The 23,596-nt window shown below is 59.9% G+C and carries 23 protein-coding genes and 1 tRNA gene; 11 read left to right on the forward strand and 13 right to left on the reverse strand.

Annotation, left to right across the window (positions count from 1 at the left end; all coding sequences use genetic code 11):
• The first annotated feature begins 314 nt into the window (after window positions 1-314).
• The 11 genes from PCO31110_RS05930 (at window position 315) to PCO31110_RS05980 (ending at window position 8,921) form a co-directional block, all read left to right on the forward strand.
• Entirely contained in the window at window positions 315-662 is a 348-nt protein-coding gene (locus PCO31110_RS05930) for an ArsR/SmtB family transcription factor (RefSeq protein ID WP_010807644.1), read from the forward strand.
• A gap of 158 nt (window positions 663-820) precedes the next feature.
• Window positions 821-2,197, forward strand: coding sequence for a sulfite dehydrogenase (gene soxC / locus PCO31110_RS05935; protein ID WP_150689832.1), 1,377 nt, complete (start codon window positions 821-823; stop codon window positions 2,195-2,197).
• A complete protein-coding gene (locus PCO31110_RS05940; RefSeq protein ID WP_010807642.1) occupies window positions 2,181-3,392 on the forward strand; it encodes a c-type cytochrome in 1,212 nt (403 codons plus the stop codon). The genes soxC and PCO31110_RS05940 overlap by 17 nt, the downstream gene beginning before the upstream one ends.
• A gap of 82 nt (window positions 3,393-3,474) precedes the next feature.
• Window positions 3,475-3,804: a c-type cytochrome gene (locus PCO31110_RS05945; RefSeq protein ID WP_150584154.1), complete on the forward strand. Its 330-nt coding sequence runs from the start codon at window positions 3,475-3,477 to the stop codon at window positions 3,802-3,804.
• Between the two features lie 136 nt (window positions 3,805-3,940).
• Complete coding sequence (soxY, locus tag PCO31110_RS05950) at window positions 3,941-4,408, forward strand: thiosulfate oxidation carrier protein SoxY (protein WP_010807640.1); 468 nt, start codon at window positions 3,941-3,943, stop codon at window positions 4,406-4,408.
• A 34-nt stretch (window positions 4,409-4,442) separates the two neighbouring features.
• Entirely contained in the window at window positions 4,443-4,754 is a 312-nt protein-coding gene (soxZ, locus tag PCO31110_RS05955; RefSeq protein ID WP_150689833.1) for a thiosulfate oxidation carrier complex protein SoxZ, read from the forward strand.
• Window positions 4,755-4,918: 164 nt separating this feature from the next.
• Window positions 4,919-5,713 (forward strand): sulfur oxidation c-type cytochrome SoxA, encoded by a 795-nt coding sequence (gene soxA / locus PCO31110_RS05960; protein WP_370855817.1) that lies wholly within the window; start codon window positions 4,919-4,921, stop codon window positions 5,711-5,713.
• A 19-nt stretch (window positions 5,714-5,732) separates the two neighbouring features.
• Window positions 5,733-6,383 carry a sulfur oxidation c-type cytochrome SoxX gene (gene soxX, locus PCO31110_RS05965; protein ID WP_150689834.1) on the forward strand — a complete coding sequence of 217 codons (651 nt, stop codon included), beginning with the start codon at window positions 5,733-5,735 and terminating at the stop codon, window positions 6,381-6,383.
• A gap of 76 nt (window positions 6,384-6,459) precedes the next feature.
• Window positions 6,460-6,990, forward strand: a complete 531-nt coding sequence (locus PCO31110_RS05970) for a TlpA family protein disulfide reductase (protein ID WP_370855809.1) — start codon at window positions 6,460-6,462, stop codon at window positions 6,988-6,990.
• 64 nt (window positions 6,991-7,054) lie between these two features.
• Window positions 7,055-8,764: a thiosulfohydrolase SoxB gene (gene soxB / locus PCO31110_RS05975; RefSeq protein WP_150689835.1), complete on the forward strand. Its 1,710-nt coding sequence runs from the start codon at window positions 7,055-7,057 to the stop codon at window positions 8,762-8,764.
• A gap of 81 nt (window positions 8,765-8,845) precedes the next feature.
• A tRNA-Ala gene (locus tag PCO31110_RS05980) sits at window positions 8,846-8,921 on the forward strand.
• Window positions 8,922-9,249: 328 nt separating this feature from the next.
• Here the strand turns inward: PCO31110_RS05980 and PCO31110_RS05985 are convergent.
• The 13 genes from PCO31110_RS05985 to PCO31110_RS06045 all read right to left on the reverse strand — a co-directional run bounded on the left by PCO31110_RS05985 (window position 9,250) and on the right by PCO31110_RS06045 (window position 23,596).
• Entirely contained in the window at window positions 9,250-10,782 is a 1,533-nt protein-coding gene (locus PCO31110_RS05985; RefSeq protein ID WP_010807634.1) for a hypothetical protein, read from the reverse strand.
• A 312-nt stretch (window positions 10,783-11,094) separates the two neighbouring features.
• Window positions 11,095-12,135 carry a glycosyltransferase family 10 domain-containing protein gene (locus tag PCO31110_RS05990; RefSeq protein WP_010807633.1) on the reverse strand — a complete coding sequence of 347 codons (1,041 nt, stop codon included), beginning with the start codon at window positions 12,133-12,135 and terminating at the stop codon, window positions 11,095-11,097.
• 13 nt (window positions 12,136-12,148) lie between these two features.
• Window positions 12,149-13,159: a CgeB family protein gene (locus PCO31110_RS05995; RefSeq protein WP_010807632.1), complete on the reverse strand. Its 1,011-nt coding sequence runs from the start codon at window positions 13,157-13,159 to the stop codon at window positions 12,149-12,151.
• A complete protein-coding gene (locus tag PCO31110_RS06000) occupies window positions 13,156-14,607 on the reverse strand; it encodes a lipopolysaccharide biosynthesis protein (protein WP_010807631.1) in 1,452 nt (483 codons plus the stop codon). The genes PCO31110_RS05995 and PCO31110_RS06000 overlap by 4 nt, the downstream gene beginning before the upstream one ends.
• Before the next feature lie 35 nt (window positions 14,608-14,642).
• The gene (locus PCO31110_RS06005) at window positions 14,643-15,557 is read right to left on the reverse strand and encodes a glycosyltransferase family A protein (RefSeq protein WP_010807630.1); all 915 of its coding nucleotides are present in this window, start codon (window positions 15,555-15,557) and stop codon (window positions 14,643-14,645) included.
• Entirely contained in the window at window positions 15,554-16,486 is a 933-nt protein-coding gene (locus PCO31110_RS06010; RefSeq protein WP_150689836.1) for a transketolase family protein, read from the reverse strand. The genes PCO31110_RS06005 and PCO31110_RS06010 overlap by 4 nt, the downstream gene beginning before the upstream one ends.
• Window positions 16,483-17,289 carry a transketolase gene (locus PCO31110_RS06015; protein WP_010807628.1) on the reverse strand — a complete coding sequence of 269 codons (807 nt, stop codon included), beginning with the start codon at window positions 17,287-17,289 and terminating at the stop codon, window positions 16,483-16,485. The genes PCO31110_RS06010 and PCO31110_RS06015 overlap by 4 nt, the downstream gene beginning before the upstream one ends.
• Window positions 17,286-18,332, reverse strand: coding sequence for an NAD-dependent epimerase/dehydratase family protein (locus PCO31110_RS06020; protein ID WP_150689837.1), 1,047 nt, complete (start codon window positions 18,330-18,332; stop codon window positions 17,286-17,288). Before PCO31110_RS06020 ends, PCO31110_RS06015 begins: the two co-directional genes overlap by 4 nt.
• Window positions 18,333-18,341: 9 nt before the next feature.
• Window positions 18,342-19,655, reverse strand: a complete 1,314-nt coding sequence (rfbH, locus tag PCO31110_RS06025) for a lipopolysaccharide biosynthesis protein RfbH (protein WP_010807626.1) — start codon at window positions 19,653-19,655, stop codon at window positions 18,342-18,344.
• Window positions 19,648-20,733 (reverse strand): CDP-glucose 4,6-dehydratase, encoded by a 1,086-nt coding sequence (gene rfbG, locus PCO31110_RS06030; RefSeq protein ID WP_174979357.1) that lies wholly within the window; start codon window positions 20,731-20,733, stop codon window positions 19,648-19,650. Before rfbG ends, rfbH begins: the two co-directional genes overlap by 8 nt.
• A complete protein-coding gene (gene rfbF / locus PCO31110_RS06035; RefSeq protein ID WP_010807624.1) occupies window positions 20,733-21,503 on the reverse strand; it encodes a glucose-1-phosphate cytidylyltransferase in 771 nt (256 codons plus the stop codon). Before rfbF ends, rfbG begins: the two co-directional genes overlap by 1 nt.
• A gap of 3 nt (window positions 21,504-21,506) precedes the next feature.
• Window positions 21,507-22,673, reverse strand: coding sequence for a DegT/DnrJ/EryC1/StrS family aminotransferase (locus PCO31110_RS06040; RefSeq protein ID WP_010807623.1), 1,167 nt, complete (start codon window positions 22,671-22,673; stop codon window positions 21,507-21,509).
• On the reverse strand, window positions 22,670-23,596 hold the full coding sequence (locus PCO31110_RS06045) for a GDP-L-fucose synthase family protein (protein ID WP_150689838.1): 927 nt from the start codon (window positions 23,594-23,596) through the stop codon (window positions 22,670-22,672). Before PCO31110_RS06045 ends, PCO31110_RS06040 begins: the two co-directional genes overlap by 4 nt.

Raw genomic sequence — 23,596 nt, forward strand, 5'->3', positions numbered from 1 at the left:
TTTCTTATCGGGTTTTTCCCTTATGCCGCGATCGGCCAAGAGGTCCCCCGTATGGCGGCGTCCGCCAGCGAGGGTGGCGTTACGCCTCGCGCAATCGCATGAGGCGTGGTGCGCTATATCCAGCGGTATACATGGAAACGCGGCTGACGAACGAGAAACATGCGCCGTCCGGCGAGTTGCATCGGGGTCCGATATGTTGCAGTGCAGCTTGCTTCTGTCGCCCGATATTTTGATTATCCGTATATGCGTATGTGGGCATATACGACATTTTCTGTGCCTTCACACGAACCTTATGTTTGGCCGGACTGAGCGTCATGGAAGAACTCGATCGCGTATTCGAAAAGGTGTCGCACTACTTCAGCCTGCTCTCCGAGCCGACCCGGCTGCGCATTTTGCACGCGCTTTGCGGTGGCGAGCGCTCGGTGAACGAGGTGGTGACGCAGGTGGGTTCGTCGCAGACGAACGTGTCGCGGCATCTCGGGGCGATGTACCAGGCGGGCGTGCTGTCGCGTCGTCGCGACGGGAACCAGGTGTATTACACGATTGCAGATACCGGGGTGGTCGAGATTTGTCGCGCCGTGTGCGTGCAGGTTGCCGGCCGGATCGAGGAGGAGGCCCTGCCGGAGCGTGCCGTCGATGGCTTCATGCCACGCGGGAACTGACACACGCCGCAGGTCGTGGTGAAACCGTAGCACCACAGCATTGCACGACCCGTAAGACAGCGCGGCAACGAGACCGCGTCCGTAGGCTCGAACAAAAGCGGTAAGCCGCCCGTGTCCTCGCGATATCGGCGGCCGCCACAAAACGCGAGGAGACAGGGGTGAGCAAGACCAGCGATAGCGCATCGCGAGCCGGCCGTTTGCGCCGTGCTCCGGAGAATTTCGTCGACGGCGAGCTTGCCGCCGACGTCGTCCGCGACGGATGGAACCCGACACGACGCAGTTTCCTGCAGCGCAGTTTTCTGGCGGCCGGTGCCGCGCTGGCGGGGGGCACGGCCTTCGCTGCCGACGCGCCGGCCACCCCCGGCGCCGTGGGCGACCCGATGATTCTCGAACCGCGTCCGTGGGCCACGTCGCTGGGCCAGCCGGTCGCGGCACGTCCGTACGGCATGCCGTCGAAATACGAAGCGAACCTGCAACGCCGTCAGTCGCCGGGACTCACCCAGACGGCGCAGGCCTCGGTCGCCTTCACACCATTGCAGGGCCTGTTCGGCATCATCACGCCGAGCGGCCTGCACTTCGAGCGTCACCACCAGGGCTGGCAGGAGATCGACCCGACGCAACACCGCCTGATGGTGCACGGCCTCGTGCGTGAGTCGAAGGTGTACACGATGGACGACATCATGCGGTTGCCGTCGGTCTCGCGCATGCACTTCATCGAATGCGGGGCGAACACCGGCATGGAGTGGGGCAATGCGGCGGTGCCGACTGTCCAGTACACGCACGGCATGCTGTCGTGCTGCGAATTCACGGGGGTGCCGCTGTCCGTGCTGCTCGACGACGTGGGCGCCGACACCAAGCGCGGCCAGTTCGTGCTCGCCGAAGGCGGCGACGGCTCCGGCATGACCCGTACGATCTCGATGGAAGCGGCACTCTCGGACGTGCTCGTCGCCTGGGGGATGAATGGCGAAATGCTGCGCCCCGAGAATGGCTATCCGCTGCGATTGGTCGTGCCCGGCGTGCAGGGCGTGTCGTGGGTCAAATGGCTGCGCCGCATCAAAGTGGGCGACGCGCCGTGGAATACGAAAGATGAAACGAGCCACTACGTCGACCTGATGCCGGACGGTCAGCATCGCCAGTACACCTCGATTCAGGAGTGCAAATCCGTCATCACGTCGCCCTCGGGGGGGCAGGCGCTGCTCGATCGCGGCTATTTCAACGTGACGGGCCTCGCGTGGTCGGGGCGGGGCCGCATCAAACGGGTCGACGTGTCGACCGACGGCGGCAAGTCGTGGCGCGCGGCGCGGCTCGAGTCGCCCGTGTTGCCGAAGTGCCTCACGCGCTTCAACTTCGACTGGCAGTGGGACGGCTCGCCCGCGTTGCTGCAAAGCCGTGCGGTGGACGAGACGGGCTTCGTGCAGCCGCGTTACCGGCAGCTACGCGACGTGCGCGGCACCAAGTCGATTTATCACAACAACGCGATCCAGACGTGGCAAGTGGCGGCAAACGGGGAGGTGATCAATGTTCACGTCGATTGAACGCAAATTATCTCGTCACATGCTGCGGCGCATACAGGTGGCGATCATCGCCCTCCTTTGGGCAAGTGCGCTGGCGCTCGCCGCACTGACCGTTGTCGCGTGGCTCTCGGCTCCGGCGAAGGCAGCCCCGGTCAGCGTCTCGCAGACGGCACCCGTCAAGATCAAGGCCCCCGCCGGCATCGGACGCGACGCCACACCCGCCGAACTGAGTGCGTGGGACATCGACGTGCGTCCCGACTTCAAGGGGTTGCCCAAGGGGCAGGGGTCGGTGGCCGACGGCCAGAAGCTCTTCGATGCGCGCTGCGCGTCGTGTCATGGCACGTTTGGCGAGAGCAACGAGGTGTTCAACCCGCTGGTGGGCGGCACCACGGCCGACGACATCAAGACCGGGCACGTGGCGTCGCTGCGCGCGAACAACCAGCCGGTGCGCACCACGCTCATGAAGGTCGATACGGTCTCGACGATCTGGGATTACATCCGTCGCGCCATGCCGTGGAATGCGCCGCGCTCGCTCACGCCGGACGAGGTGTACGCGGTCACGGCCTACATCCTGAATCTCGGCGAGATCGTGCCGGCGGACTTCGTGCTGTCCGACAAGAACATCGCCGACGTGCAGAAACTCATGCCCAACCGCAACGGCATGACGCGCTCGCACGGCATGTGGCGCGTGGGCGACAAACCGGATACCCATAACAAGGCCTGTATGCAGGATTGTCCCGAGGCTGGTATCGTGACGTCCGCACTCCCTGCGTACGCCCGCGACGCACATGGGGATCTGGCCGCGCAAAACCGTGTCGTCGGACCGGTGCGCGGAGTCGATACGAAGCTGCCGCCGCTGTCGGGCACTGCCGCGCAAAATGCGTCGGTGCGCAAGACTGCGGCCCTCGTCACGCTAGGCATGACGAGTCCGGACGCGCCGGCCCAAACCGCTGCTGCGACGTCATCGGTAGCAACGCTTGCGGACAAGAATGGTTGTCTGGCCTGTCACGGTGTGACCGACAAGAAGATCGGGCCCGCCTTCTCGGAGGTCGCCGCCAAGTACCATGGGCAGTCGGATGCGACTGAAAAACTGGTGGCGAAGATACGTGCCGGAGGCGCCGGTAACTGGGGCAGCATGCCAATGCCGCCTCAGGCACAGGTCGCCGAGACCGACGTCCGCACGATGGTCGACTGGATTCTCCGTGGTGCACATTGAGCGGGCAGGGTGTCCGACGGATGCGCCAGGGTTGTCAGGCCGCCGCAGGACCCCGTCCCCTACACAAATCGAAGGAGATACGATGAAGAAGATGCTGATCGCTGCGGCCATGCTGGCCGGCACCTCGCTGGCGCACGCCGGTGTCGATGTCGCTGCGGCGACCAAGCTCGCGGGTGCCAACGCCTGTATGGGTTGCCACGCCGTCGACAAGAAGCTCGTGGGGCCGTCCTATCAGGATGTCGCTGCCAAGTACAAGGGCGACAAGGACGCTGTGGCCAAGCTGGTGAAGAAGGTGAAGGGCGGCGGTTCGGGCGTCTGGGGTCCGATCCCGATGCCGGCGCACCCGAGCATGTCGGATGCCGATGCCAAGATCCTCGTTGAGTGGGTGCTGGCCGGCGCCCCGGCGAAGTAATACCGGGGCAGGGGGCTCGCCGGCCGGCCGCCATGCAGGATCGGGCGGCAGATCGGGCGAGCGAACGGCGGCCGGTGCGACAGGTGTCTTCAGCACGTTTCGCATCGGCGGCCTTCAGAGAAGGAAATACACAGAGATGAACCAACAGCGACGCGACATGCTGCGGTTTTCCGCGGTAATGGGACTGGCGGTGGCCGCCGGGCTGATCAAGCCCGAAGAGGCCCGCGCGGCACAGGTGGAATGGAACAAGGCGGCGTTTGCGACCCGAAGCGTGGCCGATACGGTCAAGGCGCTTGGCGGCACGAGCGCGAGCCCCAGCGACCTGGTCGTGCTGACCGCTCCCGACATTGCCGAGAACGGTGCGGTCGTGCCGGTGGCGGTGACGAGCAAGGCACCGCATACGCAAATGATCGCGATTCTGATCGAGAAGAATCCCAATACGCTCGCCGCGTCGTTCGACATTCCGGACGGCACCGAGCCGTCGGTCACCACGCGCGTGAAGATGGGGCAGACCTCGAAGGTCTACGCACTCGTCAAGGCGGATAACAAGTACCTCGTGGCCGAGAAGGAAATCAAGGTCACGTTGGGCGGTTGCGGCGGTTAAGCGGCGCATCGTAGAACTCTAGAGGAGCCACAACATGGGTAATCCGATGCGCATTCGCGCAACCGAGGCCGGCGGTGTCGTCGAGGTCAAGGTGCTGATGAGCCACATCATGGAAACCGGTCAACGCAAAGACGCTTCCGGTAATATCGTCCCTGCGCACTTCATCCAGACGGTCATGGTCACCTGCAACGGCAAGACGGTGCTGACGGCCGAATGGGGGCCGGCGGTGTCGAAAGATCCGTTCATGTCGTTCAAGTTCAAGGGCGGCAAGAAGGGCGATAAGGTCACGGTGACGTGGACTGACAACAAGGGCGACTCGCGTACCGACGAGGCGGCCATCGCCTGACGGAGCGAACGCCGGGAAGTGCGCGGTGGCGCTGACGGGGAGCCTCCCCGTGATGCGCCGAACAACCCCACACAGAGGAGACTCAGATGCTTGAGGCGCAACATAGCGCACGGGTGAGCACCCCACGTCACGCAGCATGGCTGCGTCGGACTGTGCTCGGCGGCATGCTCGCCATCGCGGGTGCCAGCGCCCCCGTCGCCGCCGTATTCGCTGCCGATAGCTCGACGGCCGACGCCATCGCGCAATATCGCGAGATGCTCGCCGACGGCAACCCCGCAGAACTGATCGAAATGCGTGGCGAGGAACTCTGGAAAACGCCGCGCGGCCCGAACAACGTCTCACTCGCGCAGTGCGACCTGGGCCTTGGCGCCGGGGTCGTGAAAGACGCCTACGCGCAACTGCCGCGCTACTTCCCCGATACGAAACGCGTGCTCGACGCCGAGTCGCGCATCGTCGAATGCATGGTGAATCTGCAGGGCTTCAAGCGGGCAGACGTCATCAAGCAGCCGTTCTCCAAGGAAGGCCAGGACCCGACCGATCTCGAGTCGCTCACCGCCTATGTGGCCGGTCAGTCGCGAGGTGCACTCATCCACGTGCCGCAGTCGCGCAAGGAAGAGAAGGAAGCGTATGCGCGTGGCCAGAAGATCTTCTATTACCGTGCCGGTCCGTACGATTTCTCGTGCGCGTCGTGCCATGGGGCTGACGACAAGCGCATTCGTCTTCAGGACCTGCCGAACCTGACCAAGCCTGCGGCGGCGCGTCAGGCGTTTGCGACGTGGCCGGGCTATCGTGTCTCGCAGGGTGCGCTGCGCACGATGCAGTGGCGGATGTACGACTGTTTCCGTCAACAGCGTTTGCCCGAGCTGAATTTCGGTTCGCAGGCGTCCGTCGATCTGATTACCTTCCTCGGTGTGATGGCCAACGGCGGCAAGATGGACGCCCCCGGCCTGAAGCGCTGACCGATCACGAGGCACACCCATGAAATCATTCGCATTGCGCGCGACGAGCGTTGCGCTGGCAGCGGCCGGGGCACTCGTCGTCGGCATGGCGTTCGCACAGGGCGAGGGCGCGAAGCTCGTCACCGGCTCGACCGATGCCGCTGTCGTGCAGGAACTGCGCGACTCGTTCCGTCCCTCGGGCATTGCTCAGATCGATCGCATCGATCAGAGTGAATTGCAGAAGCTGTGCACGCAGTACGCGGTCAAGCCGATGCCCGCGAAGATTGCGGAGCGTCTGCAAAAGATCGAACTGGCGAACGTCAAGGCACCAGCCGACGGCAAGTATCTCGGCGACTGGAAGGAAGGCGAGAAGGTGGCGCAGAACGGCCGCGGCATGCAGTTCACCGACAAGGCGGACACCGTCAACGGCGGCAATTGCTACGCGTGCCACCAGTTGACCAAGAGCGAGATCTCGTTCGGCAACATCGGCCCTTCGCTGTACAACTACGGCAAGCTGCGCGGCGATTCGCCCGAGGTGGTCAAGTACACGTGGGCGAAGGTCTATGACTCGCACAGCTACATGGCTTGCTCGAACATGCCGCGCTTCGGCGCGGCGGGCATTCTGACGGAGCAGCAGTTGAAGGACGTCATGGCGCTGTTGCTCGACCCGGCTTCGCCTGTGAATCAGTAACACCACCGCCGTTCCGGCAGGCGACCGGAGATCCGTCCGATCGATGGTCGCCGCCTGCTTCCGGAGTGTCGCAAGCATGAAATCCCTGGGCTTTTCTATTTCTCACGTCGGCACGCGTGTGCGACGGCGGATGTTGGCTGCCGTGCTGGGCGTGGGGGTGATGGCCGCCGCGTGGCCCGCACAGGCGTTGGAGGTTGGCGATGCCGTCGTGCTGCCGTCGCTCACGTTGCTCGATGGCAAGACGTTGCCCGCCAGCGCGTTCAAAGGGCGTACGGTCATCGTCGAGTACTGGGCGTCCTGGTGTCCGTTCTGCGCGCAGCAGAACCCGCATCTGCAGAAGCTCTACGAAGCTACGCGCGGCAAGCCGATCCAGATCGTCACCCTCTCCATCGACAAGAAACCGCAGGAAGCCGCCGACTATCTGAAGACGCATGGCTACACGTTCCCCGCGGGCATGGAGAGCGAGGCGTGGCAGGCGGCGCTGGGCAAGCGTCGCGGACTGCCGGAGCTGTATGTCATCGGCCGCAACGGCCGCGTGCTGCGCAAGGAAGTGGGCGAGATGTTTGGCGAGGATGTGGCGGCGCTTGCGGATTACGCGGGCAAGTAAGCGAGCCGAATTCGACGAATGACAATGCAGGCGCGCCACATCGTGCGCGTGCTACGGAGACGAAATGAATCGACGCGAGTTCATGCAGGTGTTGGCGGTGGCGGCGGCGGGTGGGATGGCGCTGTCGCATCACGAAACGGCGGCGGCCAAGGCGGCTGCGGCGTTCTACGATCTGCCGACATTTGGCAATGTGCATCTGCTGCACTTCACCGACTGCCACGCGCAGTTGCTGCCGATTTATTTCCGCGAGCCGAGCGTCAATCTGGGGATTGGCGAGCAGGCGAACAAGCCGCCGCATCTGGTGGGCGAGGCGTTCCTGAAGGCGTATGGTCTGCGTCCCGGCACGCCTGAGGCATATGCGTTCACGTATCTCGACTTCGCGGCGGCGACGCGCACATACGGCAAGGTCGGCGGGTTTGCGCATCTGGCTACGCTGGTCAAGCGCATGAAGGCGTCGCGCCCTGGCGCGCTGTTGCTCGATGGCGGCGATACGTGGCAGGGCTCAGGCACGGCCATGTGGACGAAGGGGCAGGACATGGTCGACGCCACGCTCGCGTTGGGCGTCGACGTCATGACGGCGCATTGGGAATTCACGTACGGGGCGGATCGCGTGAAGTCCGTCGTCGAGGAGCAGCTCAAGGGCAAGATCGACTTTGTTGCGCAGAACGTGCAGACGAACGATTTCGGCGATCCGGTCTTCGCGCCGTACACGATCAGGACGATGAACGGCGTGCCTGTGGCGATCATCGGACAAGCGTTTCCGTACACGCCGATCGCGAACCCGCGCTACTTTGTGCCGGATTGGACATTCGGAATTCAGGAAGCGCGCTTGCAGTCGATGGTCAACGAGGTGCGCGGCAAGGGCGCGCAGGTCGTGGTCGTGCTGTCGCACAACGGCATGGACGTGGATTTGAAGCTGGCGTCGCGCGTGCGCGGCATCGACGCGATCATGGGCGGTCACACACACGACGGCGTGCCGAAGCCTGTTGTCGTGGAGAACGCGGGCGGCAAGACACTCGTCACCAACGCCGGTTCGAACGGGAAGTTTCTGGCGGTGCTCGACTTCGATGTGAAAGGCGGCAAGCCGGTGGACTTCCGTTACAAGTTGCTGCCGGTGTTTGCCAACTTGTTGCCGGCAGATGCGCAGATGCAGGCGCTCATCGAGCGCGTGCGTGCGCCGTTCGCCGCGAAGCTGGCGGAGCCACTGGCGGTGACGGAAGGCGTGCTGTACCGCCGGGGCAACTTTAATGGGACGTTCGACCAGTTGCTGCTCGACGCGGTGATGGCCGAGAAGGACGCCGAAATCGGCTTTTCGCCGGGCTTCCGTTGGGGAACGTCGCTGCTACCGGGCGCGACGATCACGATGGAGCAACTGCTCGACCAGACGGCAGTCACCTATCCGTATACGACGCTCACGCCGATGACCGGCGAGACGATCAAGACGGTGCTTGAGGACGTGGCCGATAACCTGTTCAATCCCGATCCGTATTACCAGCAGGGAGGGGATATGGTGCGCGTGGGCGGCATGGATTACACGATTGATCCGATGGCGCCGATGGGGCAGCGCATTACGGACATGCGTCTGAACGGCAAGCTGATCGAGGCGGGCAAGACGTACAAGGTGGCCGGCTGGGCGCCGGTGGCCGAAGGGGCCCAGGGCGAGCCGGTGTGGGATGTCGTGGCCCGGTATCTGCGCGCGCAGAAGACGGTGGTGGCGAAGGCCCCGAAAGTCCCGTCCATCAGGGGGATGAAGGGGAATTTGGGGGCTGCCTGAGGGGAGATGTTCCGAAATCCCGAGCAATTTTGTCGGCTGCTCGCGGGTTCGGGAAAAACCGATATAATCGTGGCTTCGTGTGGGGCGGTAGCTCAGCTGGGAGAGCGTCGCGTTCGCAATGCGAAGGTCGGGAGTTCGATCCTCCTCCGCTCCACCAACTTCTATGTAAACGAGTTGCGAGAGGCGCCATGCCTCGAATTCGCTGGGCTCGGAGCCGTTGTTTTCGGCTAAATAAAGCCCATACACCGCTGACATTGGCTGTTGCCCGATGTTGCGCTCGCTGTGTCCTGACCACGATTGACCTGGCGCTCCCGCACGTCTCCAAGTGTGACATCTTGTCACGCGCACCCTGTCGCAAGGGACACGGCGTCAAACCAAGACGGGCTTATTCGCCCGGATGCCCGCGACGCACAGCGATTGGAATCGCGAAGCGATGCCTAAACCGCCCCTTTCTGTCGGGGCGGTTGCGTCATGATCGAAGCGCGTTAGGTTGGTAGCACAGTGCGCTGCTTGGCAAGTCGATCACGCCACCGTGCCACGACCCCCCCATTGCTCACGAGCGCTTGCAGCGCCGCGAGGAGCACCAGTGCTGCAAAATTCATGGCAAGCGGAATTACGTTCTGGCGTGGCGTCAACCCGAACTGAGCGACCAGATTAGCTACGTAGACCCCCATGAACGCCATGATGAACGGATTCTCGGTAATCCACCCTGCAAGGCGTTCAGCGGCGAGCACCGTCAGGCCCAGCAGGAAACACCCGGCGAACACAATCCATACGGTGCCACTCAGATAGAAGAATCCAATGGGTCCCGGCAGCGTAGCGAACTGGTATCGCTTGGGATCCATATCCTTGTAGTGGGCTGCCGAAATCGACTGATATTCACTGATCGTGTCGAGCTGGCGCTGTTCCATCATCAGCCGGCCAAACGTTTTCAGGCTCTTGTCGCTATATGCCACGGCAGTCATGACGCCTTCTGCGCCCAGCCAGCGATCGACGGCCAATTGTGAAAATGTTACCGCTGCCTTTAGCAGGAAGCCACGCGACTTCATCTCGGCGATGATCGCATTTGCAGCCGGATTGCCGCCGCCTCCCCCGTCACCGAAGCCACCCACGCTACCCACGCTACCCACGCTACCCTGCGCAATCTCGGGCCGGCTCGTATAGACGTAATCGCGCTGGAGGTTGACTGCGGTCGCCGTCACGAACGTTCCCACCGCCGCAAGGGCGACGAACGCAAGGGCGACACGGTGACCGAACAGACGGCGCCCCGAGAAGTGCATATACATCAGCACAAGGCCTACAGGTAACAGATGAAAGACGTAACTGGCACGACTGAGAATCGAGACGCCAACAATAAAGCCTTCCAGTATCACAATGACGACGCCAAGCTTCACATTGCTGCGGCTCAGCACGCTGAGATACATCAGTGTCGCGACGCCGAGGGCGAAGCCGGTCGACATGAGCCAACTCACCAGCGCATTACCCGGATATGGCAGGACGACATCGGGTGGGAGGCCCACGCGAAGGATATTCAGGCTGGCATTTACCACGCCCAAGCCGAGCATGGCGAGCAACGACAACAGCCACGCCCATTTGAGCGCCGAGGGCAACCACGGCTTTGCGCGCGGCCGCACGGTGTTCTCTCGCATAGCCACGTAAAAGCGCGACGCTACAAGGAAGGCGACGGCAAAGCCCATCATCCCAATGGAGGAAACATGCAGAAGCTCTGAAAATTCAGCTGGAAGGAATTTGAATTTCCCAAGCGGCTCTATATAAGGATAGCCGACGATAAAGTGACAGGTAATTTTCAGCCAAATGCCCAGCCACACGAATAAGGCCAAAACGCCCGTGCCGTAGGCGCGAGACTTGAAAATCCCGATGTCGAGCATCAAGGCCGCACTGAGCGTAAAGAAAAAGAAATCAACAGCGCTGCCGCCGTAAAAGCCAACAGCAACCAATCCCACCACCACCTGCAGTCCCCAAAGCACCGCACGGCCTCCGCCTACCATACGCTTCATAATCACAATTTTCCCGTTCGGATCGAAGATGACGTCAGACTTCTCGTGAACCGTTTCCCGGTCAGCGCCGGACCCCAAAATAACATTCGATTACCGCATACGCTGTCGTGTACGGCGTGTCCCAACATAAAATGCCTTCACAGATTCGCCGCGGAGCACCGCCTGCAGCGAATGCACTGCAACCCCGAAATCAATGGATGCAAAGGCCTCGCTGGCCATCGCACCTGACCAAATCGATTCAGCGGTCGCCAGACGCCAAGTGTTGCGCTGTCGCGGCGAGGAGGTACTCTTCAACGTGATCGATCCGTGCCGTTACAGTTGACCACAAGTGTGGAGTAGCGAATTGAAATAGCGTGAGCGTCCGCTCGTGCGCAGGAATTGTCTGCCTGCTTCACGCATTTCCTGCCATCGCGCGTCGGACATACCCAATACTGCATCGCAAACTTCGTCGTATCCGGCGTAATGACGCATATCCACAAATGCCTCGGCAGGTACCAGCGAATCGATATCCGGTGCCCCCCAATAAATCGGAACCGTACCCGCGTAAAAGCAATCGAAGATTTTCTCTGTGAGGTATCCCGTCATTGGCATGTTTTCGAAGCATAACGAAAATCGATAATTCGCCAACACATCAAATTTCGATTCACAACTGCCACGATACGCCTTCATGAGCGCACGATAATGAAGCCAGTACGGCAACCATGCTGACTGTCGCGACCAACGCCGGTCCCAGCCGCGTCCATACAAATCAATCACATCCCGCTTGCCAAGCTGCGCAACAGCTTCAATGCGCTTGCTATAGAATTCCGGACGGCGAAAACGTGGATTGTGATTGCCCGCGATGACAACCAGTTTATTCTGGCGATCCGTTCTGCTCCAGGTGCCGGGGATTTCAGATTCATAAGGTTGTGGCCAGTCAAGCTTTTCTAGCTTGTCAATGTCAACACCCTTTAGCGAGTATCCGTCCCCGATCGTATTATGAAGAAGGACTGATTCAAATTGTTGTGAGATTTCCGGCAATGCCGAATACGTTTTTGGGGCAACCAGAGGCGGTTCAAATAGAAAGAACCCTCTGAACCGAATATCGTCGCGCCCTTGCAGCGGTTGGTAACCATTCAGCAGCCCCATGGACCAGTAATGGTTCTGCTTGGCGACGACGCGCCCTTCGCGCAGTGCGTCGGCCGTATGCACAGGAATCCCTCGCGCCATCAATTGCTCCCTCAGCCGCACGAAGGGTTGAAGCGTGCCGTCGCGATTCAGGAGTGCATTGCTGGCGTCAAATAACCGATCGCCCAGGAAATGTTCGCTTGAAGGGTCGATAAATACCGCATGCTCGGGGAAAAACTGCGCCATTTAATACCGCTCCCTATACGCTTTTGAAATTCCGGGGCTGTCCCATTTCTGAAAATACTCGTGCAAAACGCTTTGCATAAGTGTGCTCTGACATGGTGCGCTCGTAAGCTGCGTCTGCCATACGGTTACGCAATGCTTCGTCGTCCAGGTAGTAGCGAACTTTCTCAACCAGATCGTCAGGATCGAGATAGATCGCCATTTCTTCGCCGAGACGATAACACCGCTCCAGGCCGTCAACGTAATACGAGAGTTGGAATGCCCTGCAGGCATTGATCTCGAAATGACGGGCCTTCAGTTGTTCCACGCTCTTCTTCGATCGCAAACGGTTCAGCAGCGCTCTTGGCGACGACGCGAGAAAGCGAACATCCCACGAAGTGGAATTCGAAAGATTCAAATTAATTCTGCTTTCGTTGAATATTTTCACCATCTCTTCGTGAGCGACGATGCCGTTAGGCCATCGATACCCCGCCACGTACACAGAAATGCCGGCCTTTTCGAGCCGTTTGATCAACCATTCGCGATAGGGGTGCCATGCACCAACAAACGATACGTCGTGTTGCTTCTCAAGGCCGAGCGGTTTGTAGCGAGCCTCGTTGACTCCGAACGGCATGTGAAGTGAGTGATGTATGCCGAGGCGCTCGTATTTGCGCTTGCTTTCAAAATCGGGCGACGTGAAATAATGAAAATGCGGCGCCCAAAAACGTGAAAAATCGACTCGCCACGTGTCGTCGTGGAAAAAACATAAGGTTTGCGTATGATCGCGGACCTTATCCACCGTTTCGGGTGTCAACTGGTCGGTATACAAAGAGAAAATGGCGACGTCGGGCTTCATTGATGTGACGCGATCAAGCAACGCGTCGTTCATCGCGGCCTTCCCCAGTCGCCCAAGTTCTTCCATGTAATCAAACAGCTCGACGTCGTTGCCCGCCGCCTTGAGACTTTCGAAGAAGTTGTAGTACTCGTACGAGCGGCCGCGTGAACGATCCCCGTAGTCATACTCCATGCACACAAGCAGGATTTTCATGATTCTTTAAGAATTTTGGAGCGTCGGAGCATCAACATGGCAACGGGCGACCAGAGACATGCGATCAACGCCGTACCGACTAGCGGCGTCACTCGCCCGCCCAGACCGTCGATCCAAGGTCGAAGCAGTATTGATATCGCAACGCCCAGTGCGGCAACGACCGTCACCGTCAGCAACGGCCGTAGACTGGGGCGCATCACAAAACCCGTGCCGCGCGAATGCCAGTAGAGCTGAAGTACGACCAGGGCTCCCCCAATCGCGATCGAGGGTGCCACGCCGTCGAGCCCAACGTGCGGCAGTGCGAGAAACACGAGGCCGAATGTTGCAGTCGCGCCAACCAGATTGGGCACGACAAGCGATCGCGTCTGCATGCGCAAATGGGCGCCCAGACCAAATAGTCCGATCAATATGCGAATCCACTCTGCAATCGCGCCAAACGCTACGAAACGTGCGGCGCCCTGATACTGCGGACCCAACATCAACGCGGTCAGATAGGGTGCGCCCGCCAGTAGCGCGGAGACGCCCAGAATCGAGAGCGGCAGCAGCTTGTCGGCATAGCGAACCCACGCCGTTGCTCGGACGTGCTGATCCGGATCGTTTGCCTGGCGGTAGAAAGCAGGTTGAAACCAGGTTGTCAGGATCGTTTCCGTGGCGGCCAGTAACGCCGCGGCAATACCATATCCTGCGACAAACAGGCCGAGATCCGCGAGTCCCAATTCCTTGGCGAGAACGAATCGGTACCCCTGCATCTGTAACCAATTCAAGCCGGCAGCCAAAGCCACGGGCCAGCAAAAGCGAAACAGGGCGACGCATCGCTCCCTTGTCAGTACTCCACGTAGCCCCCTGAACGGCTGCATTGTCGCCGGGGAAAAAAAGACGACGTAGCCGAGCACGGAGAACAGGATCTGCCCGATGATGACACCGGTCAGCCAGCTTTCCGCGCTTGCCGACCATAGGTGTACGAGAACGACAGAGAACGCCAATCCGGAGATCAAGGTTGCCAAGGTCAGCACGACGAACGCGCGTGCCCGTCCGATCATGTTCAGCGACGGCACGAGTGTCTGATTGACGGTGGCAAACAGAATGGAGCCGGCCACCAACAATGCCGGCCACCATGTCCCGGTTCCGGGTGGCACGAGCCGGGTATGAAACAGTGCCCAGATAATGGCCGCAGCAACAATCGCTACACCGCTCAGATAGAGACAATAGGCGTGAAAATAGCCACGCATCGTCTTGTTGTCCTGCCACGCGTGCAGGCGCCGGTTGATGAACATCCCGACGGGATTGATTAGCAGCATTGCGAAGAAAGCGACGCTGCTGGTGATCAGTGCCGTTTTGCCCAACTCGTGCGGCGGCAATATGGTCGTCATGACCTTGACCGTAAGGAACATCACCGCAAACTGCAGTAGGCGGCCGACGAGTACAAAAATCACGGTGGTTTCGTCCAAAATGGGAGCAAGCGGATGCTCCTGTAGGCGTTCGCTCAGCGGGAGCGCGTCAGCAATTTTCGACTGAGCGAAGGGTGCTTGAGGCCAAGTCGACACCCCATGAATAGCAGGTAGTGGCTGACGGTGCGATAGCACCATGCGCGCTCACAGGCGGGGCGTTGCCGCTGCGCCCGCCACCAGTTCAGCCAGTAGACGAAACGGTACTCGACAACCGCCGGCGAGCGGGGCGTAATGCTCGACTGCCGGTATAAGTGGCGCAGCAGCCTTAGCCGCTGCCCGATCGACTCCACCCGGCTGTCGTTGCTCGCGTGAACGCGATACAGCATATGCGGCTTGGGCAACCAGAGCATCGGCCCACGTCGCAATACGCTCATCAGGAATGCCAGGTCGGCGTGCTTGCCGCCTTCCTCCGGTTTCAGGGATAGGCCATCGAGCCACTTGCGGCGGTACATATATCCCGGGAACGGTGCGGGCCTCGGGCCCGTCAAGGTCAGATAGGGCGTCACCAATGCTTCGACAGACCCAATCTCTTGCGCCTCGGTGCAATCGCCCATAACGCGCCGCGGCGTTACCTTGTCTCCCATCATGATGTTGGCATTGCAAGCTACCGCACCCAACTCCGGACGGGCAACGAGCGCATCGCGCAAGGTCGCGACGAAGCCCGGAAGAATCAAGTCGTCATCGTGAAAATAGACGACGAACTCAGCGGAGCTTTCCGTGATAACCACGCGGAAATGGTCCAGCGCAGGTAGCGCCGGCCGACGTCTGATATAGGTGACGAGAGGAAATTCCCTCGCAACCATGTGCTCGACCTCATCGCCCTCGGAGTTATCCGAGACGATGACCTGAACGTCGTCATTCATCTCGCAAATTGCCGAACGCAAGGTCTCCTGTAGGTATTTCGGGCGATCGCGAGAAAGGATGTACAACTGCACCTTTGCAGTCGTCATGTCGCAACCCCGCCTGAACTCGACAGAATGCCTTCGATGCGCTTGCGAATCGTGGGAGTATCCAGTCGATGCTCGCTGAGCAGATATTCGTACGTGCCGCAATAGGCGGAGAACCGGTCTTCCACGCCGATTCGATGGACGCGCGGAGTGTCCGCCCCCAGATCGGCGAGGCTTTCGGCCACGCAACTACCCAGTCCGCCGGCGACGACGTGTTCTTCCAGTACGAAGATGTCCTTTGCGCGTGCACCGATGCCACGCAACGCCGTCGTGTCGAGGGGTTTGATTGACGGGATGCTCCAAACGTCGGCCTGCATGCCCGCATCGACCAGATTGACTGCCGCACTTACCATTGAGCCGGTCGCGATCAAAACAATCTCGCGATTGCGCTCGCGCACCTTAAGGGAGGTGCCGGGTGTCAGCGTGAGCGCGCCGTTATGCACATCGCCGCGATCCGATTTTCCCATGCGCAGGTAAACTGGGCCGCGCGTGTCGAAAGCAAGCTGCATCGTCGCCGCCATCTCGTAACGATCCGCCGGCGACAAGATGGTAAGTCCCGGCAACGGACGCGTCACGGCGACATCTTCCATCGACTGATGGCTCGCACCCAAGTGGCTGTAGACAAATCCTGCGCCGTCGCCAATCAGCATGACCGGCAGGTTCTCGTAGCAGATGTCGATCTTGATTTGCTCAAGCACGCGCACGGGAACGAATGCAGCAAGGCCGTACACTACAGGCCGAAAACCCGCGCGCGCCAACCCGGCGGCCACGCCGACCATGTTTTGTTCGGCCACGCCACAGTTGATGTATTGATTCGGGCAAGCGCGACGAAACGCATCAAACAGTGCGTAGCCGTGATCGCCGGTCAGCAGCAGAATTTTTGGATTGGCTAGCGCTGCGCTTACCAGGGCATCTGAGAAGGCGGCTCTCATTTGGCAGATCCCAATTCATTCATTGCATTACGATAGGTGTCGCTGTTCAGACGAGTGTAGTGCCAGATATTGGCGTTCTCCATGAACGACACGCCCTTGCCCTTGATCGTGTTGGCAACGATCGCCTTGGGGCGCCCATCGCGCCGCTGCCTTGCAGCCAAATAGGCGGCGCCGATCGCATTTTCGTCGTGCCCGTCGATGGTTAGGGCATCGAAGCCGAAGGCCGCGAACTTGGCTTCGATGTCGCCGAGTCTCATGACCTCGTCCGTCGATCCCATTGCCTGGAAACCATTCTTGTCGATGATGACCACGAGATTATCCAGCTTGAATTGGCTCGCGAACAACGCTGCTTCCCAGATCGTGCCCTCGTTGATTTCGCCATCACCCACCACGGCATAGCACATCTGATCGGTGTGATTAAGCTTGGCCGCGAGCGCCAGACCGGCGGCCACCGACAACCCGTGGCCAAGCGAGCCTGTCGTGGCTTCCACCCCGGGGACATGCACATCGGCGAGTCCCTTCAGGCGTGTGCCGTCCTTGAAATAGTTCGCCAGATCCTCCTGCGTCAGCCAGCCGAGTTCGGCAAGGCAGACGTATTGCGCCATGACGCCATGGCCCTTGCTCAGGACGAGATAATCGCGTTCCGGCGCATCGGGCTGGTCAACCCTGAGCCTCAGATGATCGCGATACAGAACGGCAATCAGTTCAACGATGGAGAACGCACAGCCGATGTGCACGGTGCCGCCGGCATACGCCATGTCGATGATCGCTCTACGAATCGCTTGTGGGTTAAATTTGCTCATAGTCTGGTCGTCGTCCGAGCCCAGGAAATGGTCTTGTGAATTGCATCGTTCAGAGCGACATACTCCTCCAGGCCCAGTTCGCCTCGCGCCTTGGATGTGTCGGGGACGTAGCGTTGCGGCAGGCCGGCAGTCGGCGTGCCGGCAACGGTCAGTGCAGCATTCGAACCGCTTGCGTCGCGAATACGTTCGGCCAAGGTGCGGATAGAGACAACATGCTCCGACCCCACGTTGTAGGCGGCGCCGGCGGTGCCGCGCATCAGCATCTGCAGCAGCCAGACGCAGGCGTCAGCTACGTACAGATACGTCCTGCATGGGCTGCCGTCACCCTGTATCCGGATCGGATTGCCGGCGACGGCATCACGAATGAAATTACCCGCCGCAAAGGTTCCGTCGAGAGGCAGCCCCGGGCCGATCAACGCGTAAATGCGTGCAATGCAGGCTGCCATGGCGGTGTGCTCCGACATCGCGCACGTTAACCATTCCGCCGCCCGCTTACCCTGTCCGTACGCACTGGCGACATCCAGTGGCGATGGGGCCTGCGGGAACGTTTCGGAGACCGCCGCCACTTCCGGTGGTTGCGGTCCGTACACGGCACCGCTCGAGGTCAGCAAGAATCGCTGAGCACCGTTCTCCAGTGCGGCCTCGAGCACTCGACGGGTTCCCATCAACGCCGTATCGAAGGTCTGTAAACGGTTGGCTGCCTTGCGAGGATCGGACACGTCGGTCGCCGCGTGAATGCACAAGTCAACCGCGCCGATATTGCGATCGAACGACACCGCGTCGCCGCGCACGAACCGTACGTGAGACGCGCCAAATACCTGTATCGCCCGCGCGCACGCGGCGTCGGGATCGCGGCTAAGTGCCACGACCTGGATGTCGCTGTCGAGCATAGCGTTCGCGTACCGCACGCTTTCCACCAGCCAGGTGCCGATGAAGCCCGTTGCGCCAGTGAGGAACAGACGCGCGCCGCGATAGCGGTGCCAAAACTCGGCGGTCCGTTCGACAACCTGCTCGATATCCCGCGAAGGCAAGGCGATAAACATGGCCGTCGCTTAGAAATTGACGCCCAGGTACGTTTCGATCTTCTCTGCGACGAAGTCGAGCATCTCGGTCGACAGCCCCGGATAAATGCCTACCCAGAATGTCTGGTTCATGATGATATCGGTGTTGGTCAGCTCGCCGACAACACGATACTTCTGATTGATCATGTACGGCTGACGCGTCAGGTTGCCAGCAAACAGCAGGCGCGTGCCGATCTTGTTCTGGTCGAGATATGCGAGCAGATCAACGCGGTTGAAACCGACATCGGACTTCAGCGTGATCGGGAAGCCGAACCAGGACGGATCGGAATTCGGCGTGGCTTCCGGAAGAATCAGGAATTCAGTGCACGTCTGCAGGCGATCTTTCAGGTAAGCGAAATTACGCTTGCGAGCCTCGATAAACTCTGTCGCACGGTCGAGCTGTGCAAGACCGCAGGCAGCCTGCATGTCAGTGATCTTGAGGTTGTAGCCAAGATGCGAATACGTGTACTTGTGATCGTAGCCAGCGGGCAAGTTGCCGAGTTTCCAGCAGAAGCGCTTGCCGCACGTGTTGTCCTTGCCCGGCGGGCAATAGCAGTCACGGCCCCAGTCACGGAACGATTCGGCAATACGTTTAAGGTCGGGGTTGTTGGTAAAGACCGCGCCACCCTCGCCCATCGTGATGTGGTGCGCCGGGTAGAAACTGAGCGTGCCGATATCGCCGAATGTCCCGACAAGCTTGCCGTCGTATGTTGAGCCCAGCGCATCGCAGCAGTCTTCGATCAGCCAGAGGTTATGCTGCTTGCACAGCTTGGTGATGACGTCGAGATTGTACGGATTGCCTAGCGTATGCGCGAGCATGATCGCTTTGGTCTTGGGCGTGATGGCCGCTTCGATCTTGCTTGCGTCGATGTTGTAGGTGCCGAGTTCGACATCGACGAATACGGGCACCGCGCCGAATTGAATGATCGGGTTGACCGTGGTCGGGAACCCTGCGGCCACGCCGATGACTTCGTCACCTTGCTTGATCGCCCGATCGCCCAGTTGAGGCGATGTCAACGTCGAGAACGCCACCAGGTTCGCCGACGATCCGGAGTTGACGGTGATCAGATACCGAACGCCGAGGAAGGCGGCCAGGCGCTGCTCGAAGGCGTCGTTGAAGCGCCCTGTGGTTAGCCATCCATCGAGTGAGGCATCGACCATGTACTCCAGCTCTTTCGAACCGATGACTTTACCAGAGGGCGGAACGACGGTGATGCCCGGTTCGAAGTCGGGACGCTGTGTCGACAGTTCGCCATACTGGCGAACCAATTGCCGAATCTCTTCGCGAAGTTGGTCTTTATTCATAAATTCCGTTGCTGCTGTTTTGATACTCGGCGATCTGGCACAACGTCATCGCGCGCATATCAGTGTTGTGAAGGTGTGCTTTGTGCCAAGCGACAATCTTTTCCAACGCCTGAACAAGTGTCCAGCGCGGCTGCCACGCCAACTGCGAATGCGCTTTGGTGCAATCGAGCTTCAGAATATTGGCCTCGTGCGGCTGCGGATTTGCGTCAAGGCGCCAGGTGCGCCCGTCGCCCCATAGCTCAACGAATCGCTCGACGATCCATTGCACGGGTCGCGCGTCGCTGCCGGCAGGTCCGAAATTCCATCCTTCCGCGAAGGCCGCGCCTTCTTCGTATAACTTCTCGGCCAGCAGCAGGTAACCGCTGAGCGGCTCCAGCACATGCTGCCAAGGGCGGATGGCATGCGGACTACGCACCAGAATGTCACTGCCTTGCACCATGGCCCGAACAATATCGGGCACCAATCGATCCAATGCCCAATCGCCACCGCCGATAACGTTACCTGCACGCGCGCTTGCCAGACCGACGCCATGTTCTCCGTGGCGTTGCGTATTGAAATATGAGTTTCGATACGCGGCCGTGACGAGTTCGGCACAACCTTTACTGCTACTGTATGGATCGTAGCCGCCCATTGCCTCGTTCTCGCGATAAGGCCACGGCCACTCGCGATTCTCGTAGCACTTGTCGCTGGTCACGTTGACCACCGATTTAATCCCCGGTGTCGCGCGCACGGCTTCCAGCAGATGGACAAGCCCCATTACGTTTGTCGAGTATGTCTCGACCGGCTCTGCATACGAATAGCGAACTAATGGCTGCGCTGCCATATGAATGACGATCTCGGGCTGTGCTTCGCTCACGGCTCGACGCAGCGAGGCGCCGTCACGCACATCCCCAATCACCGAGCGCATGTTCTCCGCGACCCGAGCGACCTCGAACAGACTGGGCTGCGTCGCTGCAGGCAACGCGTAACCGGTGACTTCGGCGCCGAGCTGCTGTAGCCAAAGTGCCAGCCAGCCCCCCTTGAAGCCGGTATGGCCTGTCAGAAAAACGCGCTTTCCGTGCCAGAATGTCGGATTCATCACCATGTCTTCCACGGCGCCTTGCCGCTGGTCCACAGGTCCTCCAGCAACACCTTGTCACGCAAGGTATCCATTGGCTGCCAGAAACCATCGTGGGAGTAAGCTGCCAATTGACCGCTGCTTGCCAGGCATTCGAGCGGCGCGCGCTCCCAGATCGTACTGTCGTCGCGGACCAGGTCAATAACCTTCGGCGAGAGAACGAAGAAGCCACCGTTGATCTTGGCGCCGTCGCCCTTGGGCTTTTCTTCGAACGTCAACACACTATTGCCTTGCATGTCGAGCGCACCAAATCTGCCCGGCGGCGTGACCGCAGTCAAGGTCGCCTGGACGCCTGTACTGCGGTGGAAGGCGATTAGTTTCGTGATATCCACATCACTGACGCCATCGCCGTAAGTGAAGCAGAATGCCTCCTCATTCTCCACGTAGCGCGCCACCCGCTTCAGCCGGCCGCCAGTCATGGTTTCCTCGCCAGTATCCACCAACGTCACACGCCACGGTTCGGCGTGCCGCTGATGTACTTCCATCTCGTTTCGCTGCATGTCAAAGGTCACGTCTGACGTATGCAGGAAGTAATTGGCGAAGTATTCCTTGATTACGTAGCCCTTATACCCGCAGCAAATTACGAAATCGTTGACGCCATGCGTCGAATACATCTTTAAGATGTGCCAGAGAATCGGCTTGCCGCCGATCTCGATCATCGGCTTGGGCTTGAGATGGGTTTCTTCGGAAATACGGGTTCCAAGTCCACCGGCGAGAATCACTGCTTTCATGACTTAGATCTGCCTCAACGCGGAAATAGCGTTTTCAATCGGATAGTGATGGTTGCCAACGAACAGGCCGGAATGATCGATGTGCTCCGCGTTTCGCAATTCCCCTGCAATCGAATGATCGAAATACTTCACGACATCGTTCTTGGCAAAGTTACCTGCCACGATCGGGCGGCACTCGAAGCCTGCTTCGTTGAGTCGCTTGACCAGCGTATCTCGGGTCAGCGACGAACCCCGGCGAATCACCAGACTGAACCCGAACCAGCTGCTCTCACCGATTTCGCGTTGGATCATCAACTCCGGATGACCTGCCATCACTTCTTGAAGTCGTGCGCCGTTGGCGCGGCGCGCACGAATCAGCTCGGGCAACCGCTTGACCTGCTCGATACCGATCGCGCCCGACATCTCCAGCGGGCGGACGTTATAGCCGGGCAGCATGAAGCGGAACGATTCCTTGAACGGATCATCGCTCTTCTCGCCGCACACGTGGTTGAACTTCGGCAGGTTGCGAGTCCAGCCATGCGCGCGCAACGACAGGAGGATGTGATAAAGCTCCTCGTCGTCGGTGACGATCATGCCGCCTTCCATCGTCGAGATATGGTGCGAGAAAAAGGCGCTGTAGCTGCCCATGATCCCGAACGTACCGGTCTGACGATTCTCGAAAGTCGCTCCCATCGACTCGCAGTTGTCTTCGATCATGACGATTTCGCGCTTGCCGATGATCTGCTTGAGGCGGGCGAAGTCATTGGGGTTGCCCAGCAGGTTCACGACCATGATCGCGCGAGTTTTTTCGGTAATCGCGGCTTCGAGTGCATCCAGATCATAGTTGAGCGTTTCGAGATCGATATCGACGAAACGCAACTTCAGTCCGTATTGGTACAGAGGGTAGTACGTGGTGCTCCACGACACGGCGGGCACGATCACTTCGTCGCCTCGCTCCAGCTTGAACGCCGGATTCTTCGTGTAGAACTGTGCTGCCACCATCAATAGATTGGCCGACGATCCGGAATTCACCATCACGCAGTACTTGCTGCCGACATAGTCAGCAAAGCAACGCTCGAATTCCGCTACTTTCGGCCCCATGGAAAACATGCCAGACGCGACAACGCGCTGAATGGCGTCATACTCCTCGGGTCCCCAGGAAGACGTGGCGAGTGGATATTGAAAGCTCATCCGAGATAGTCCTTCAAGTAATAGTCATAGGTTTTGGCAATGCCGTCCTCGAGACTTGATTTCGCTTGCCAGCCCCAGGTGGTTTGTCTTTCGATCGACACGAGTTTCTGCTTCATACCGACCGGTTTGCTCAGATCGTGCTCGAACTTGCCCTGCCAACCGATGACCCTGGCGGCGATTTCATAATATTCATTGATGCTGAAATCATGACCCAGCCCGATGTTTGTCATCTCGGGCAGTCCCTCGAAATCGTCGAGCGCATGGAGGATTGCGTCGGCCAGATCGCCGGCGTACATGAATTCGCGCCGCGCCGTGCCATCCCCCCAGATCTCGACCGAATCCTGCTCGGAAACCTTGGCGGTGTGGACCTTGTGGATGATGGCCGGAATCAGATGTGAATTCTGCGGTGCGAATTTGTCGAAGCGGCCGTAGAGGTTGCAGGGAATGAGCGTCTTGTAGTCGAGCCGGCTGTTTTCGCGGCGCACGTACTGGCAAAGCCGTGCGGTCACGATCTTGGCGATTGCATAGCCCTCGTTCGTCGGTTCAAGCTCGCCTTGCAGTACCATCTCCTCCGATAGCGGGTTCGCGGCATTGCGCGGATACATGCAAGAGCTTCCGAGGTTCAGTAACCGTGGCACGCCGATGGCCTTGGCGGCCATGACCACGTTGCGTCCCATGTCGAGATTCTTGACAAGAAAATCGACCGGCGCCGCAATATTTGCCTGTATGCCGCCAACCAGCCCGGCAGCGTGGATCACGACATCGGGACGGTGTTCGGCCATATAGGCTTCAACTTTCGCGTAGTCGCACAGATCCAGCTCGCGTGAGGTTGGGGTCAGGAATACCCGTCGGCCCGCACCGGCGCGCTCGACGATATTGCGCCCGACCATGCCGCTGCCGCCCGTCAACAAGATACGCTGCAT

Origin of the sequence: Pandoraea communis, from assembly GCF_902459745.1 — a bacterium.
GTDB lineage: Bacteria > Pseudomonadota > Gammaproteobacteria > Burkholderiales > Burkholderiaceae > Pandoraea > Pandoraea communis.